The following is a 15,547-nucleotide window of genomic DNA, read 5'->3' as shown; positions in this document are numbered from 1 at the left end:
ATGTTTAACCGTATCCGCGTTGTCACAATGCTGATGATGGTGCTGGGGGTTTTCGCACTGCTACAGCTTGTTTCCGGTGGTTTGCTGTTTTCTTCATTACAGCATAACCAGCAAGGTTTTGTTATTTCTAACGAATTACGCCAGCAACAAAGCGAACTCACGTCGACATGGGACTTAATGCTGCAAACGCGCATTAACCTGAGCCGCTCCGCCGCACGCATGATGATGGACGCTTCTAACCAGCAGAGCAGCGCCAAAACGGATTTACTCCAGAATGCAAAAACGACCCTCGCACAGGCGGCGGCGCACTACGCCAATTTCAAAAACATGACGCCATTGCCAGCGATGGCGGAGGCCAGCGCGAACGTCGATGAAAAATATCAGCGCTATCAGGCCGCATTAGCCGAACTTATTCAGTTTCTGGACAATGGCAATATGGATGCCTACTTCGCCCAGCCAACCCAGGGAATGCAAAACGCGTTGGGCGAGGCGCTGGGCAATTACGCCCGGGTGAGCGAAAACCTGTACCGCCAGACATTTGATCAAAGCGCTCATGACTACCGTTTTGCGCAATGGCAACTGGGGGGGCTTGCGGTCGTGCTGGTGCTGATTTTGATGGTGGTTTGGTTCGGCATTCGTCATGCCCTGCTTAACCCATTAGCGCGAGTGATTACTCATATCCGTGAAATTGCCAGCGGCGATCTGACGAAAACGCTCACCGTCTCAGGACGTAATGAAATTGGCGAACTGGCGGGAACGGTTGAACATATGCAACGCTCGCTGATTGATACCGTGACGCAGGTTCGTGAAGGTTCGGATGCGATTTATTCCGGCACCAGTGAAATTGCCGCCGGTAATACCGACCTCTCTTCCCGTACCGAACAACAAGCCTCCGCTCTGGAGGAGACGGCGGCCAGCATGGAACAACTGACGGCCACCGTGAAGCAAAACGCCGATAATGCCCGTCAGGCTTCGCAACTGGCGCAAAGCGCCTCCGAGACCGCGCGTCATGGCGGCAAAGTGGTCGACGGCGTAGTAAACACTATGCACGAAATTGCCGACAGTTCGAAAAAAATCGCTGACATTATCAGCGTTATCGACGGTATTGCCTTCCAGACTAACATTCTGGCGCTGAACGCGGCGGTAGAAGCGGCGCGCGCGGGAGAGCAGGGGCGCGGTTTTGCGGTCGTGGCAGGCGAGGTGCGTAATCTGGCCAGCCGCAGCGCCCAGGCGGCGAAAGAAATAAAAGCGTTGATTGAAGATTCCGTCTCGCGTGTCGATACCGGTTCAGTGCTGGTGGAAAGCGCCGGGGAAACCATGACTGACATCGTCAATGCCGTTACGCGCGTCACGGATATCATGGGCGAAATCGCCTCCGCCTCGGATGAGCAAAGCCGGGGTATCGATCAGGTCGCTTTGGCCGTTTCCGAAATGGATCGCGTAACGCAACAGAACGCCTCGCTGGTTCAGGAATCCGCAGCGGCCGCCGCCGCGCTGGAAGAGCAGGCCAGCCGTCTGACCCAAGCGGTATCGGCTTTCCGCCTGGCATCGCGACCGCTGGCGGTAAATAAACCTGAGATGCGTTTATCAGTGGACGCTCAGTCCGGCAATACGCCGCGGCCCTTAGCCGCCGGGGATGATGCGAACTGGGAAACCTTCTGAACGACGTGCGCTGTCGGTTCTCGATTAATTTGCGAACCCGCCGATCCCTTTCGTCTGGTTCGCATAGATAAAAGCAAAAAATGTGTAATACGGGAAGCATGGCGCTGCCGCAGGGCGCGCCCGTTGTACTTTGAATGTGATTAAGAAGGCGCTATGACATCATCTCTGCCCTCCGGGCAAACGTCAGTATTGTTACAGATGACACAGCGCCTCGCGCTGTCCGACGCGCATTTTCGTCGGATATGTCAATTAATCTACCAGCGCGCAGGGATCGTGCTGGCCGACCATAAGCGGGATATGGTTTATAACCGCCTGGTCCGTCGGCTGCGTGCCCTGGGACTGGATGATTTTGGCCGTTATCTCAGTATGCTGGAGGCTAATCAAAACAGCGCTGAGTGGCAGGCTTTTATCAACGCTCTGACTACCAACCTGACCGCTTTTTTTCGCGAGGCGCACCATTTTCCCATCCTTGCGGAACATGCGCGTCGCCGCCACGGCGAGTATCGCGTCTGGAGTGCGGCGGCATCGACAGGAGAAGAACCTTACAGTATCGCCATTACGCTGGCGGATGCGTTGGGGATGGCCCCCGGTCGCTGGAAAGTATTCGCCAGCGATATTGATACTGAAGTGCTGGAAAAAGCGAGAAGCGGTATTTATCGCCTCAGCGAACTGAAAACGTTATCGCCGCAGCAGCTACAACGTTACTTCATGCGCGGTACGGGGCCGCATGAAGGACTGGTGCGCGTGCGTCAGGAACTGGCCAATTATGTTGAATTTTCCTCCGTTAATTTGTTGGAAAAGCAGTACAACGTACCTGGTCCCTTTGACGCGATTTTTTGCCGTAACGTCATGATCTATTTTGATAAAACGACTCAGGAGGACATTCTGCGCCGTTTTGTTCCACTCCTTAAACCTGACGGACTGTTGTTTGCCGGTCACTCAGAAAACTTTAGCAACCTCGTGCGCGAGTTTAGCCTGCGCGGACAGACGGTGTATGCGCTAAGTAAGGATAAAGCATGAGTAAAATCAGGGTATTGTCAGTTGATGATTCCGCGCTAATGCGCCAAATCATGACTGAAATTATTAATAGCCATAGCGACATGGAGATGGTGGCGACTGCGCCGGACCCGTTGGTCGCCAGGGATCTCATCAAAAAATTTAATCCGGACGTATTGACCCTGGACGTTGAGATGCCGCGTATGGACGGCCTCGATTTTCTGGAAAAACTGATGCGCCTGCGACCGATGCCGGTGGTGATGGTCTCTTCGCTGACCGGGAAAGGTTCCGAAGTGACGCTACGGGCGCTGGAGTTGGGAGCCATCGATTTTGTCACTAAACCGCAGCTTGGCATTCGTGAAGGTATGCTGGCGTATAGCGAGATGATCGCCGAAAAAGTGCGTACCGCCGCGCGGGCCCGCATCGCCGCACATAAACCGATGGCGGCCCCGACAACCTTAAAAGCCGGTCCGCTGCTCAGTTCGGAAAAACTGATTGCTATCGGCGCTTCAACGGGCGGTACTGAAGCTATCCGACATGTGCTGCAACCGCTGCCGCTTTCCAGTCCGGCAGTGATTATTACGCAGCATATGCCGCCTGGCTTTACCCGCTCGTTTGCCGAGCGTCTGAATAAACTCTGTCAAATCAGCGTGAAGGAGGCGGAGGACGGCGAACGCGTATTGCCAGGTCATGCCTACATTGCGCCCGGCGACAAGCATATGGAGCTGGCGCGTAGCGGGGCGAATTATCAAATAAAAATTCATGATGGCCCGCCGGTAAACCGGCATCGGCCTTCCGTGGATGTACTGTTTCATTCGGTGGCGAAACACGCGGGGCGCAACGCCGTAGGCGTCATTCTTACGGGGATGGGCAACGATGGCGCCGCTGGAATGTTAGCGATGTACCAGGCTGGCGCCTGGACCATTGCGCAAAACGAAGCAAGTTGTGTGGTGTTCGGCATGCCGCGCGAGGCCATCAATATGGGTGGCGTAAGCGAAGTGGTCGATCTTAGCCAGGTAAGCCAGCAGATGCTGGCGAAAATCAGTGCCGGACAGGCGATACGTATTTGAACCAGGAGTAGTATTTTATGGCGGATAAAGAGCTTAAATTTTTGGTTGTGGATGACTTTTCGACCATGCGTCGTATCGTGCGCAACCTCTTAAAAGAGCTTGGATTTAACAATGTGGAAGAGGCCGAAGACGGCGTCGATGCACTGAACAAGCTCCAGGCGGGCGGCTTTGGTTTTATTATCTCCGACTGGAACATGCCGAATATGGATGGCCTGGAGCTGCTGAAAACCATTCGCGCCGATAGCGCCATGTCGGCGTTACCCGTGTTGATGGTCACGGCGGAAGCCAAAAAAGAGAATATTATCGCCGCCGCACAGGCTGGCGCCAGCGGTTATGTCGTAAAACCGTTCACCGCAGCGACTCTGGAAGAGAAGCTCAACAAAATCTTTGAGAAACTGGGCATGTGAGGATGCGATGATGATGCAACCATCTATCAAGCCTGCTGATGAAGGCTCAGCAGGAGACATCATTGCGCGCATCGGTAGTCTGACCCGAATGCTGCGCGACAGCCTGCGTGAACTGGGGCTGGACCAGGCGATTGCCGAAGCGGCGGAGGCGATCCCTGATGCGCGCGACCGTCTGGATTACGTCGTCCAGATGACGGCGCAGGCGGCGGAACGCGCGCTAAACAGTGTCGAAGCCTCGCAGCCGCATCAGGATGCGATGGAAAAAGAGGCGAAAGCGCTAACCCAACGTTGGGACGAGTGGTTTGACAATCCGATCGAGCTTGCCGACGCCCGTGAACTGGTGACGGATACGCGCCAGTTTCTCAGGGATGTCCCGGGCCATACCAGCTTTACTAACGCGCAACTGCTGGACATCATGATGGCGCAGGATTTCCAGGATCTGACGGGTCAGGTGATCAAACGCATGATGGACGTGATTCAGGAGATTGAGCGCCAGTTGTTAATGGTGCTGCTGGAAAACATCCCGGAACAGAGCGCGCGACCAAAACGCGAGAACGAAAGCTTGCTCAACGGCCCGCAGGTGGATACCTCGAAAGCTGGCGTCGTCGCCAGTCAGGATCAGGTGGACGACCTGCTGGACAGTCTTGGCTTTTAAGCTTTTTTGACCTGATGGCGCTGCGCTTATCGGGTCCGAATCCGTCAACCCGGCCGGATACGATACTTTCTTATCGTATCCGGCTATCTCTATTAACGCCATAAACCCCGCCTTTTTTACCGCTTACTCTGCCCATTGGCGTAAAGCGGTTCTGGCATCATTCTCGCTTATCAATCTATCCAGGGTTTGCTGCGTGGCAGAAGAGAGCGACGACGACAAAACAGAAGCCCCCACACCCCACCGACTTGAAAAAGCGCGGGAAGAAGGGCAGATCCCCCGTTCCAGAGAACTGACCTCACTGCTGATATTGCTGGTGGGCGTTTGTATTATTTGGTTCGGCGGCGAGTCGTTAGCGCGGCAGCTGGCGGGAATGCTCTCAGCAGGCCTGCACTTCGATCACCGTATGGTGAACGATCCTAACCTGATCCTGGGGCAGATAATTTTGCTGATTAAAGCGGCGATGATGGCACTGCTACCGCTCATCGCGGGCGTGGTGCTGGTGGCGCTTATCTCGCCGGTTATGCTTGGCGGCCTGATTTTTAGCGGTAAGTCGCTACAGCCAAAATTTTCTAAATTAAACCCGCTGCCGGGAATTAAGCGCATGTTTTCGGCGCAGACCGGCGCGGAACTGCTAAAAGCGGTGTTGAAATCCACGCTGGTCGGCTGCGTTACCGGCTTTTATCTCTGGCATCACTGGCCGCAAATGATGCGCCTGATGGCGGAGTCGCCGATCGTCGCAATGGGGAATGCGCTGGATCTGGTTGGACTCTGCGCGTTACTGGTGGTACTGGGCGTGATTCCGATGGTGGGATTTGACGTGTTTTTCCAGATCTTTAGCCACCTGAAAAAATTACGCATGTCGCGGCAGGACATTCGCGACGAATTTAAAGAGAGCGAAGGCGATCCGCATGTTAAGGGCAAAATTCGCCAGATGCAACGCGCCGCCGCGCAGCGCCGCATGATGGAAGATGTGCCGAAAGCGGACGTCATTGTCACTAACCCGACGCACTATTCCGTGGCGCTGCAGTATGACGAAAACAAAATGAGCGCGCCGAAAGTGGTCGCGAAGGGGGCTGGATTAATAGCGCTGCGCATTCGCGAGATCGGCGCTGAACATCGGGTTCCCACTTTAGAAGCGCCGCCGCTGGCGCGGGCACTATATCGCCACGCCGAAATTGGTCAGCAAATTCCCGGGCAGTTATATGCTGCCGTTGCGGAAGTGTTGGCCTGGGTCTGGCAGCTTAAACGCTGGCGGCTTGCGGGCGGGCAACGTCCTCCACAACCTGAGAACCTTCCGGTGCCAGAAGCGCTGGATTTTATGAACGAGAAGAATACTGATGGCTAATCTGGTCGCGATGCTGCGCCTGCCCAGCAACCTGAAATCGACGCAATGGCAAATTCTTGCCGGGCCGATCCTCATTCTGCTGATTTTGTCGATGATGGTGCTGCCGCTGCCTGCTTTTATCCTCGACTTATTGTTTACCTTTAATATTGCGCTATCGATCATGGTGCTGCTGGTGGCGATGTTTACCCAGCGCACTCTGGATTTTGCCGCGTTTCCGACCATCCTGCTGTTTACCACGCTACTGCGTCTGGCGCTTAACGTCGCCTCAACGCGCATTATTTTGATGGAAGGGCATACCGGCGCGGCGGCGGCGGGAAAGGTGGTAGAGGCGTTCGGTCATTTCCTGGTCGGCGGTAACTTCGCGATCGGGATTGTGGTTTTTATCATCCTCGTCATTATCAACTTCATGGTCATCACCAAAGGCGCCGGACGTATTGCCGAAGTCGGCGCGCGCTTTGTGCTGGACGGTATGCCCGGTAAGCAAATGGCGATTGACGCCGATCTTAATGCCGGTCTGATTGGTGAAGACGAGGCCAAAAAACGGCGTTCGGAAGTCACTCAGGAAGCCGACTTCTACGGCTCGATGGACGGGGCAAGTAAATTTGTACGCGGCGACGCCATCGCCGGTATTCTCATCATGGTCATTAACGTGGTCGGCGGGCTGCTGGTCGGCGTATTGCAGCACGGAATGAGCATAGGCAGCGCGGCGGAAAGCTACACTCTGCTGACCATTGGCGACGGCCTGGTCGCCCAGATCCCGGCGCTGGTTATCTCCACGGCGGCGGGCGTCATTGTGACCCGCGTCAGTACCGATCAGGATGTAGGCGAGCAGATGGTTGGCCAACTGTTCAGTAATCCAAGGGTGATGCTGCTGGCGGCGGCGGTGCTGGGGCTGCTTGGCATGGTGCCAGGAATGCCTAACCTGGTATTTTTACTTTTTACCGCCGCTTTGCTCGGCCTGGCATGGTGGCTGCGCGGGCGTGAAGAAAAAGCGCCGGAGGAGCCGCAGCCGGTAAAAATGCCGGAAAATAACTCGGTGGTCGAAGCCACCTGGAATGACGTACAGCTTGAGGATTCACTGGGAATGGAAGTGGGCTACCGCCTGATCCCGATGGTGGATTTTCAACAGGATGGCGAATTGCTCGGACGTATTCGCAGCATTCGTAAAAAATTCGCGCAGGATATGGGGTTCCTGCCGCCGGTGGTCCATATTCGCGACAATATGGATTTACAGCCTGCGCGCTATCGTATTTTGATGAAAGGGGTAGAGATTGGCAGCGGGGACGCCTATCCGGGACGTTGGCTGGCTATTAACCCCGGCACGGCGGCGGGAACGCTACCGGGCGAGAAAACCGTCGATCCAGCTTTTGGCCTTGATGCCATCTGGATTGAAAGCGCCCTGAAAGAGCAGGCGCAAATTCAGGGCTTTACCGTCGTTGAAGCCAGTACCGTTGTGGCGACGCACCTTAACCACTTGATTGGCCAATTCTCCGCTGAACTGTTTGGCCGTCAGGAAGCGCAGCAACTGTTGGATCGTGTCTCTCAGGAGATGCCTAAACTCACGGAAGATCTGGTCCCCGGCGTCGTGACCCTCACGACTTTACATAAAGTCCTGCAAAACTTACTGGCGGAAAAAGTCCCGATTCGCGATATGCGCACCATTCTGGAAACGTTGGCGGAACATGCGCCGTTACAAAGCGATCCGCATGAATTAACCGCCGTGGTACGCGTGGCATTAGGACGAGCGATTACGCAACAGTGGTTCCCCGGTAATGAAGAAGTGCAGGTGATTGGCCTGGATACTGCGCTGGAGCGTTTGCTGCTTCAGGCATTGCAGGGCGGCGGTGGACTTGAGCCTGGGTTGGCGGATCGCCTGCTGGCGCAGACGCAAGAGGCGCTTTCTCGCCAGGAGATGCTTGGCGCGCCGCCGGTATTACTGGTTAACCATGCGCTACGTCCATTATTGTCCCGCTTTTTGCGGCGCAGTTTACCGCAGCTGGTGGTGTTGTCGAACCTTGAGCTTTCCGATAACCGTCATATCCGCATGACGGCGACCATTGGAGGAAAATAATGCGTAAGTGGCTGGCGTTGTTGCTCTTTCCCCTGACGGTTCAGGCCGCAGGCGAAGGCGCGTGGCAGGATAGCGGTATGGGTGTAACCTTAAATTACCGGGGTGTTTCCGCATCGTCTTCGCCATTGTCGGCGCGCCAGCCGGTTTCCGGTGTGATGACGCTGGTCGCCTGGCGTTATGAACTGAATGGCCCGACTCCCGCGGGCTTACGGGTACGTTTATGTTCCCAGTCCCGTTGCGTAGAACTTGATGGTCAGAGTGGCACGACCCACGGTTTTGCTCATGTTCCCGCAGTCGAGCCGCTCCGCTTTGTCTGGGAAGTCCCCGGCGGCGGCCGGCTTATCCCGCCGTTAAAAGTGCGGAGCAACCAGGTGATTGTGAACTACCGCTAACCGCCCCTTTCTTTGCCAGGTAGCAGACCTGACTCTCTTTTTGAATAAATAGAAACGCCGTTTTATAAAATGGTGAGGTAGGTTGCCGGACTCTTTGCGTTTTTGCCATTTACGCTCTGGCAATGGCAGAAACAAAAAGGTTTCCGCCCAGCTTAGCTTTTACTGTAGCGAATCGACTGCGTCAGCGGTAAAACTGCACGCAGCACTGAATTCGACATTACACAGAGGTTAAGCAAATGATGGTTTATCCAGTCAAACACAGTCCGCTATTGCGTCAGCCTGAGCATTTTATCGCCAGAGATGAACTAAAAGCCCTGGTGCAAAAGGTGACGCATAACCTGGTCAATATTAAAGATGAGACAGGCGAATTTTTATTGCGACTGGACGACGGACGCGTGATCGATACTAAAGGCTGGGCCGGATGGGAGTGGACGCACGGCGTGGGCTTGTACGGAATGTATCACTATTACCAACAGACCGGCGACCAGACGATGCGTAAGATCATTGATGACTGGTTTGCCGATCGTTTTGCGGAAGGCGCGACGACGAAAAACGTTAATACGATGGCGCCGTTTTTAACGCTGGCGTATCGCTATGAAGAGACGCGTAATCCAGCGTATTTACCGTGGCTGGAAACGTGGGCCGAATGGGCGATGAATGAAATGCCCCGTACCGATCACGGCGGAATGCAGCACATCACGCTGGCGGAGGAAAATCATCAGCAGATGTGGGACGACACGCTAATGATGACGGTGCTGCCGCTGGCGAAAATCGGTAAGCTGTTGAACCGGCCGGAATATGTGGAAGAGGCAACCTATCAGTTCCTGCTACACGTGCAGAATTTGATGGATAAAGAGACGGGGCTGTGGTTCCACGGCTGGAGCTATGACGGTCATCATAACTTCGCTAACGCTCGCTGGGCGCGCGGCAACAGTTGGCTGACCATTGTGATCCCGGATTTTCTTGAACTGCTGGACTTGCCGGAAAATAATGCCGTGCGCCGTTACCTGGTCCAGGTACTGAATGCGCAGATCGCCGCGCTGGCGAAATGTCAGGATGAAAGCGGTTTGTGGCATACGCTGCTTGACGATCCGCACTCTTATCTTGAGGCGTCGGCGACGGCGGGTTTTGCCTACGGTATTCTTAAAGCGGTGCGCAAACGCTATGTCGAACGGCACTATGCGCAGGTGGCGGAAAAAGCTATTCGGGGGATAGTGAAACATATCTCGCCGGAAGGCGAACTGCTGCAAACGTCATTTGGCACTGGCATGGGCCACGATCTCGATTTTTACCGTCATATTCCGTTGACCTCTATGCCTTACGGGCAGGCGATGGCAATGCTGTGTTTGACGGAATATCTGCGTAACTATTTCTGATGTATGCGGATATTCCGGCCGTATCCTTGTCTGATGGCGCTTTGCTTATTTGACTATGGCGCCTGGCCCGGCTGCGTGGTATCAGCCTGTGGATCAAACAGGTGGTCAAGGATTTTTCGCATGATGGGCGCGGCGGTAACGCCGTCGCTTCCGCCGTTTTCCAGAATCAAGGCAATAGCGACCTTAGGGTTTTTATACGGTGCAAAAGCGGTATAAAACACATGATCGCGCAGGCGAATGGGGATCATTTTCGCATTGTAGGTCTGATTTTCTTTCAGGCTAAACACCTGCGACGTGCCGCTTTTGGCCGCAATGCCGTAGGGCGCGGTGTGAAAGAACTTATAGCCCGTTCCGTTGGGTGCATTCGCCATGCCATACATCGCCTGACGCACCAGTCCCCAGTATGGCGACGCCGGATCGGCTATCTGTGCCGGTGTTCCTGAAGGGCGATACGGAACCACCGTTTTGCCGCTCTCTTCATTGAGTAACAGGTGAGGGGCAATCACCTTACCGTTGTTGATGAGCGCCACCATCGCTTTTACCATCTGGATGGGGGTGGCAATCCAGTAACCCTGGCCGATGCCGACAGAAATGGTATCGCCCTGATACCAGGCTTTTTTATGGACCCGCTGTTTCCATGCGCGGCTGGGAAGCAGCCCGTCATATTCTTCATTAAGGTCGATGCCCGTCGGTTTGCCATAGCCGAACTGAGACAACATCGTGTCGATACGGTCAATACCCATCATATAAGCGACCTGATAGAAAAAGGTATCCGCAGATTCCTCAATCGCTTTAGTGACATCCAGCATACCGTGTCCGGTTTTTTTCCAGTCCCGGTAATGCCGCTGCGTGCCGGGAAGCGTCCAGGTTGGCGCGCCAAAGAAGGTGGTTTGCGGCGTAATAATCCCGCATAACAGCGCGGACATTGCCATATAGGGTTTAACCGTTGACGCCGGAGGATAAAGCCCTTGCGTCACGCGGTTGATCAGCGGCAGATTTTTATCGTGCAGCAGTTTGCCGTAATCCTGATAGCTAATGCCTTTTACAAAGGGGTTCGGGTCGTAGCTGGGCATAGATACCATCGCCAGCACTGAACCATCGTGCGGATCTTCAACCAGTACGGCAGCACGCTGCCCGGCCAGCAAACTTTCAATGTACTCTTGTAAATGGAGATCCAGCGTCAGGTGAATGTTCTTACCCGCGATGGGAGGAACGTCTTTCAGCAGGCGGACAATACGCCCGTGATTATCCACCTCGACCTCCTGATAACCGGTTTTACCATGAAGATCGTTTTCGTAGTAACGCTCAATCCCCTGTTTACCGATGTTATGGTCCGCCGCGTAATTCTCTGCCAGCCCTTTTTTATCCAGCGCTTTAAGGTCGTTATCGTTTATCTTTGACACGTAACCGAGAACATGCGCCAGCTCCGCGCCGTAAGGATACTGCCGATCCTGATAGCTATTGATCGTGACGCCGTTGAAATGAAACTGATTGACCGCAAAGCGTGCGATTTCAACATCCGTTAGCGCGTTTTTGAGCACCACCGGACGATAGCGGCTACTGGATTTTAGCGCACGGCGAAAGTCGGCGATATCATCGGGGGAGAGATCAACAATAGGGGTGAGCTGTTTTAGCAGCGCATCCATATCGGCAATTTTATAGGGCGTAACCGCGATATCATACCAGGTTACGTTACGCACCAGCGGAATGCCGTTGCGATCGTAAATGATGCCGCGCGTGGGCGCGACGGGTAGCATCTTGATATCGTTCTCATTCGAACGGGTGGTGTAGTAGTGGTGCTGGCGGATTTGCAAGTTATAGAGGTTGAAGATCAGGATACCAAAGCAGACAACCACTACACCAAACGCCACAATCACACGTCTCAGGAAGAGTTTCTCTTCCGCATCAAAGTCTTTAAAAGTCATTACCTGTACCTGAACAATCCGCCGCCTAATGATACGGGGCGGTCAGCGCCAGCACAGGTAAAAGATGTTCCATCTCTCTATAGAAATGTGTCATTCCTTGTGATTTGTTACAGATATACCGCTGTGGCAATAAAAAGGCCTGAGTCCGTTACCCGGAGTCAGGCCTGATGATGTTAACGACGGCGCGTTTACATGCGTTCTACGGTTTCGATACCCAACGTATCCAGACCCAGTTTCAGCGTCTTCGCCGTCAGTTGCGCCAGTTTTAAGCGGCTATTGCGAACCGCGTCATTCTCGGCGCTGAGAATAGGGCAGTGCTCGTAGAAGCCGGAGAACAGCCCGGCGACGTCATACAGATACGCGCACATGACGTGCGGCGTACCTTCACGCGCGACCACCGTCAGGGTTTCTTCAAACTGCAGCAGACGGGCGGCGAGCTGCGCTTCGCGATCTTCGCTAATGATAACCGGCGCGCTCGCCAGCGCCTGCTCGTCGATATCCGCTTTACGGAAAACAGACAGCACACGCGTATAGGCATACTGCATATAAGGAGCGGTATTGCCTTCGAAAGCCAACATATTATCCCAGTCGAAGATATAGTCAGTGGTGCGGTTTTTTGACAGATCGGCGTATTTCACCGCGCCAATACCGACGGCGTTAGCCAGTTTTTCCAGCTCGTCAGCCGGCATATCCGGGTTCTTCTCCGCCACCAGACGACGCGCGCGCTCCAGCGCCTCATCCAACAGATCCGCCAGTTTCACCGTACCACCCGCGCGAGTTTTAAACGGTTTACCGTCTTTACCCAACATCATGCCGAACATGTGGTGTTCCAGCGGAACGGAATCCGGTACATAACCGGCTTTGCGCACAATGGTCCAGGCTTGCATCAGGTGCTGGTGCTGACGGGAGTCAATGTAGTAGAGCACGCGGTCGGCGTGCAGCGTTTCGTAACGGTATTTGGCGCAGGCGATATCGGTAGTGGTATACAGATAACCGCCATCTTTCTTCTGAATAATGACACCCATCGGGTCGCCTTCCTTGTTTTTAAACTCATCAAGGAAAACCACCGTTGCGCCTTCGCTTTCAACCGCCAGGCCTTTGGCCTTCAGATCGGCGACGATGCCCGGCAGCATCGGATTATACAGACTTTCGCCCATCACATCGTCACGCGTCAAAGTGACGTTCAGACGATCATAGGTGATCTGGTTTTGCGTCATCGTGATGTCAACCAGCTTACGCCACATCTCACGGAAATAGGCATCACCGCTCTGCAATTTGACGACGTAGTTACGCGCGCGCTCGGCAAACGCTTCATCTTCGTCATAATGCTTTTTCGCATCGCGGTAAAATCCTTCGAGATCCGCCAGCGCCATGTCGCCCGCGTTTTCCTGCTGCTGTTTTTCCAGCCAGGCGATAAGCATACCGAACTGGGTGCCCCAGTCGCCGACGTGGTTAGCGCGAATAACATGATGGCCCAGAAACTCCAGCGTGCGTACTGCCGCATCGCCGATAATCGTGGAGCGTAGATGACCAACGTGCATCTCTTTCGCGACGTTGGGCGCGGAGTAGTCGACGACAATCGTCTGGCGAGTCGGCTGAGAAACGCCCAGACGTTCGGAGGCCAGCGCCTGCTGCACCTGTTCAGCGAGAAAAGCCGGTTCGAGGAAAATATTGATGAAGCCAGGGCCGGCGATTTCAACCTTGCTGGCGATGCCGCTGAGATCCAGATGAGTCAGCACCTGCTCTGCAAGTTGTCGGGGGGCCATACCCAGTTTTTTCGCAACTGCCATCATGCCGTTGGCCTGATAGTCGCCGAACTGAACTTTGGCTGACTGACGAACCTGGGGCTCGCAATCTGCAGGCGCGCCTGCAGCAATCATGGCCTGACTAACTTTTTCTGAGAGAAGAGCCTGAATATTCACCGGAATACCTTACGTTTATGAAGCGGGCTGTATTGCCCGCGCCAGTTTAAGAATTAGGGCGGGAGTATACTGCAAATGCCCGTTGGCGTCAGCATTGCGCGCGCGGCGCGTCGCCTGAAATATACGCAACAATAATCTGCATAAGCATTCAATAAACGCCCAATCAAATCAAAGGTTGGTTGCCGGGGCGCAACAGCGTAAATTAGCGGTTTTCACAGCAAGAAGAGCGTCCTGATATGGCGAACTGGCAACACATTGATGAACTGCATGATATTTCCGCAGATTTACCGCGATTCACTCTGGCGTTCAGAGAACTTTCCACTCGCCTTGGTCTGCAGATTAGCGCCCTTGAGGCCGATCACATTTCATTGCGCTGTCACCAGAATACGACGGCGGAGCGTTGGCGTCGCGGTTTTGAACAATGCGGCGAGCTACTGTCGGAAAATATCATCAACGGCAGGCCGATTTGTCTGTTTAAACTGCATGAACCGGTATGTGTGGAACACTGGCGGTTTTCTGTTATTGAATTACCGTGGCCGGGAGAAAAACGCTATCCACACGAAGGGTGGGAGCATATTGAAATCGTGCTGCCCGGCGAGCCGGAGACCTTGAACGCGAGGGCTCTCGCATTGTTGTCGGATGAGGGGCTTAGTCAGCCGGGGATCGTGGTTAAAACCAGTTCGCCACAGGGTGAGCATGAACGTTTGCCAAACCCTACGCTGGCCGTGACCGATGGCCGCGTCACGGTAAAATTTCATCCATGGTCGATTGAAGCGATTGTTGCCAGCGAACAGGCGGCCCATTAACCTGCCGAGCGGAGTGAATATGGCGTTACTTGAGATCTGTTGTTACAGCATGGAATGCGCGCTCACCGCGCAGCGAAACGGCGCGGATCGTATCGAACTGTGCGCCGCGCCGAAAGAAGGCGGGCTTACGCCTTCGCTGGGCGTCTTACGCAGCGTGCGCGAGCATATTACGATTCCCGTACATCCGATTATTCGTCCTCGCGGCGGGGATTTTTATTACACTGACGGCGAATTTGCCGCCATGCTGGAAGATATTCGCCTCGTCAGAGAGTTGGGTTTTCCCGGGCTGGTTACTGGCGTGTTGACCGTTGATGGGGATGCCGATATGTCGCGAATGGAAAAAATAATGGCGGCGGCCGGACCGCTGGCGGTGACATTCCACCGCGCCTTCGATATGTGCGCTAATCCCTTCAATGCGCTAAAGAATCTGGCTGACGCAGGCGTAGCAAGAGTACTGACTTCCGGGCAAAAAGCCGATGCGGCGCAAGGTTTATCAATAATTATGGAACTTATTGCCCAGGGGGATGCTCCAACCATTATGGCTGGTGCGGGGGTTCGTGCAAATAACCTGCAGAATTTCCTCGATGCCGGAGTACGGGAAGTACACAGTTCCGCCGGAGTCTTATTGCCTTCGCCGATGCGCTATCGCAATCAGGGGTTATCGATGTCTGCCGATATACAGGCGGACGAGTATTCTCGCTATAGGGTAGAGGGTGCGGCGGTCGCTGAAATGAAAGGAATCATTGTTCGCCATCAGGCCAAATGATTTTTACCGTTGCATCATGTCGCCCAATATGATGCTTGCTCGTACCAGGCCCCTGCCAATTCAACAGGGGCCTTTTTTTGTCTATGGAAAACCCCCAGCTAGGCTGGGGGTTCCGGAAAGCTTTCAGCTTTAAGCCAGTTATTAAAACCCCTTT

The 15,547-nt window shown here is 54.3% G+C and carries 13 protein-coding genes; 11 read left to right on the top strand and 2 right to left on the bottom strand.

The genetic code is table 11. From position 1 onward, the window contains the following. The 9 genes from tar to ACLJQD_RS10085 all read left to right on the top strand — a co-directional run bounded on the left by tar (position 1) and on the right by ACLJQD_RS10085 (position 9,974). Complete coding sequence (gene tar, locus ACLJQD_RS10125) at positions 1 to 1,662, top strand: methyl-accepting chemotaxis protein II (RefSeq protein ID WP_000483265.1); 1,662 nt, start codon at positions 1 to 3, stop codon at positions 1,660 to 1,662. 153 nt (positions 1,663 to 1,815) lie between these two features. Then, the gene (gene cheR, locus ACLJQD_RS10120) at positions 1,816 to 2,682 is read left to right on the top strand and encodes a protein-glutamate O-methyltransferase CheR (protein ID WP_000204362.1); all 867 of its coding nucleotides are present in this window, start codon (positions 1,816 to 1,818) and stop codon (positions 2,680 to 2,682) included. Next, a complete protein-coding gene (cheB, locus tag ACLJQD_RS10115; RefSeq protein WP_000036392.1) occupies positions 2,679 to 3,728 on the top strand; it encodes a protein-glutamate methylesterase/protein glutamine deamidase in 1,050 nt (349 codons plus the stop codon). The genes cheR and cheB overlap by 4 nt, the downstream gene beginning before the upstream one ends. Before the next feature lie 17 nt (positions 3,729 to 3,745). After that, a complete protein-coding gene (cheY, locus tag ACLJQD_RS10110; RefSeq protein WP_000763861.1) occupies positions 3,746 to 4,135 on the top strand; it encodes a chemotaxis response regulator CheY in 390 nt (129 codons plus the stop codon). Between the two features lie 10 nt (positions 4,136 to 4,145). Beyond that, positions 4,146 to 4,790 (top strand): protein phosphatase CheZ, encoded by a 645-nt coding sequence (gene cheZ / locus ACLJQD_RS10105; protein WP_000983585.1) that lies wholly within the window; start codon positions 4,146 to 4,148, stop codon positions 4,788 to 4,790. A gap of 193 nt (positions 4,791 to 4,983) precedes the next feature. Further along, complete coding sequence (gene flhB, locus ACLJQD_RS10100; RefSeq protein WP_000797081.1) at positions 4,984 to 6,135, top strand: flagellar biosynthesis protein FlhB; 1,152 nt, start codon at positions 4,984 to 4,986, stop codon at positions 6,133 to 6,135. Continuing rightward, complete coding sequence (flhA, locus tag ACLJQD_RS10095) at positions 6,128 to 8,206, top strand: flagellar biosynthesis protein FlhA (protein WP_000002386.1); 2,079 nt, start codon at positions 6,128 to 6,130, stop codon at positions 8,204 to 8,206. Before flhB ends, flhA begins: the two co-directional genes overlap by 8 nt. Then, the gene (gene flhe, locus ACLJQD_RS10090) at positions 8,206 to 8,598 is read left to right on the top strand and encodes a flagellar protein FlhE (protein ID WP_017441852.1); all 393 of its coding nucleotides are present in this window, start codon (positions 8,206 to 8,208) and stop codon (positions 8,596 to 8,598) included. Before flhA ends, flhe begins: the two co-directional genes overlap by 1 nt. Before the next feature lie 236 nt (positions 8,599 to 8,834). Beyond that, positions 8,835 to 9,974: a glycoside hydrolase family 105 protein gene (locus ACLJQD_RS10085; protein ID WP_000989908.1), complete on the top strand. Its 1,140-nt coding sequence runs from the start codon at positions 8,835 to 8,837 to the stop codon at positions 9,972 to 9,974. Positions 9,975 to 10,027: 53 nt separating this feature from the next. Here the strand turns inward: ACLJQD_RS10085 and mrdA are convergent, their stop codons facing one another. Together mrdA and argS are read right to left on the bottom strand one after the other, a co-directional pair. Next, positions 10,028 to 11,899, bottom strand: a complete 1,872-nt coding sequence (mrdA, locus tag ACLJQD_RS10080) for a penicillin-binding protein 2 (RefSeq protein WP_000142866.1) — start codon at positions 11,897 to 11,899, stop codon at positions 10,028 to 10,030. 188 nt (positions 11,900 to 12,087) lie between these two features. Continuing rightward, positions 12,088 to 13,821: an arginine--tRNA ligase gene (argS, locus tag ACLJQD_RS10075; RefSeq protein WP_001025363.1), complete on the bottom strand. Its 1,734-nt coding sequence runs from the start codon at positions 13,819 to 13,821 to the stop codon at positions 12,088 to 12,090. 236 nt (positions 13,822 to 14,057) lie between these two features. Here argS and ACLJQD_RS10070 point away from each other — a divergent pair, with 236 nt between their 5' ends. After that, positions 14,058 to 14,627 (top strand): VOC family protein, encoded by a 570-nt coding sequence (locus tag ACLJQD_RS10070; protein ID WP_000024796.1) that lies wholly within the window; start codon positions 14,058 to 14,060, stop codon positions 14,625 to 14,627. Positions 14,628 to 14,646: 19 nt separating this feature from the next. Further along, positions 14,647 to 15,393 (top strand): copper homeostasis protein CutC, encoded by a 747-nt coding sequence (gene cutC / locus ACLJQD_RS10065; protein ID WP_017441853.1) that lies wholly within the window; start codon positions 14,647 to 14,649, stop codon positions 15,391 to 15,393. The last annotated feature ends 154 nt before the right edge of the window (positions 15,394 to 15,547 follow it).

Origin of the sequence: Salmonella sp. SAL04214, assembly GCF_046550615.1 — a bacterium.
Lineage (GTDB): Bacteria > Pseudomonadota > Gammaproteobacteria > Enterobacterales > Enterobacteriaceae > Salmonella > Salmonella enterica.
Note: the sequence above shows the minus strand (reverse complement) of the source record. Positions and strands in the feature narration are given on the sequence as shown.